This window comes from Gordonia sp. i37, from assembly GCF_002043085.1.
Classification (GTDB): Bacteria; Actinomycetota; Actinomycetes; order Mycobacteriales; family Mycobacteriaceae; genus Gordonia; species Gordonia polyisoprenivorans.
The window spans coordinates 1-1505 of the sequence record NZ_MVPX01000324.1 but is presented as its reverse complement, the minus strand read 5'-3'; the positions used below and the strand labels follow the sequence as shown (position 1 = coordinate 1505).

1 protein-coding gene is annotated in these 1505 nt (G+C 64.7%); it reads right to left on the bottom strand.

Annotated features, from left to right (window positions below; genetic code table 11):
- Positions 1–821 (bottom strand): 13E12 repeat family protein (locus tag B1964_RS15845; RefSeq protein WP_216354254.1); only part of this gene is annotated, 821 nt, incomplete at its 3' end.
- Positions 822–1505: the final 684 nt, after the last annotated feature.

The following is a 1505-nucleotide window of genomic DNA, read 5'->3' as shown; positions in this document are numbered from 1 at the left end:
CCACCCTTCGTGCACGTGGCCAAGCCGCATTCGCAGTCGAGCCGAGCGCCGGGGACGCCGGTGATCTCACCCAGTGCGATCACCCGCACTGGCCCCACGCGGCGCGGGTCCTTACGGCAGATGCGTTCGTCAATCAGCGCGTTGATCTGCGTGGTGAGAAACACCCCATAATGCGCCGGGACCACCGCATCCAGAGAGGAGTGCCCCGCAACATCGGCGGTGATGGTCACGTTCCCCACCAGATCGGCGATGGTGTCACGGTCCTCGATAACGCTGTCGGGGTTCATCGAGATCAGCGCAGCGTCGAGTTGTTGCGATAGCACTGGGTCGGTGGTGGCGCGCGATGCATAGTTCAGGACGATCTTCTCGAACGACATCTCCGCGTCGTCACCCTCGATGCCGTCGAGATCGATGTCTCCGGCACGTTGCGCGGCCCGCGCCATGATGGACACCCGGTTGGTCGAGTGCTCCCCGTTCAGGTAGGCGGCACGGATCAGCGGGAACTTCTCCAACAGCTCCGCCAACGCCACCCAACTCCCGGCTTTGCTACGGGAGACCTTGAACTGCAACGACACCTCGGCGCGGCCGAGTTTCTCGGCGTGCTCGATGACTGAGCCCCACACGCTGGTCTCGGACCGACCGGCGAGATGCTCGCGGTACACCCGATCGGCGAGTGCGGCGCCTGCGAGGACCGTCCGGGCCTCATGTTTGCGGGACTGGCGCAACAATTCAGGGCCGGTCTCGGTGAGCTCGTCCCGCGACATCGATGTGATTGCGGCAGCGTCGGCATCCGGATCGGTGAACGTCAACGTGCTCGACATCAGATACCCCCTCCCGCGATCGGTGATCGAACCTATGGGCACAAGTGTACGAAGGGGTACCGACAAAACCGGCCCGGCAGCGGTCGTGCGGCTCGAGAAATCTGTGGACAACTTTTTCCGCGCGTGTCAAGTGGGCGTCGATGTGGTTGCGATACTTGTCATCTCGCCGGGTCTCGAGGCTCGCCGCACGCGGCTCTCACCTCGACCATCGGGGGAAGGGGTAAGCGTCGGCGATGGAATCGCTCGATCATCGGGGGGAAGGGGTGCCGCGTCCGCGACGCTTGCATATATTTCCCGATGGTCGAGGTGCCGAGGAGCGCCAGCGACGAGGCCTCGAGACCCCTGTCATCGATCATTGTTCGCATCATCCGCCGAGCCGAACCAGCACCGGTGCAAGCGGTCTCGAGGCTCGCCGCACGCGGCTCACACCTCGACCACCGGGGGAAGGGGCGAGCGTCCGATGGCGGAAGCTCTCGACCATCGATCCAAAGAACCGATTGATGCTCCGGGCGTTTCCATCCGGTGGTCGAGGTGTCGAGGAGCGCCAGCGACGAGGCCTCGAGACCCCTGTCACCGATCATTGTTCGCATCATCCGCCGAGCTGGAACCAGCACCGGTGCAAGCGGTCTCGAGGCTCGCCGCACGCGGCTCGCACCTCGACCATCGGGGAAGGGGCGAGCGTCG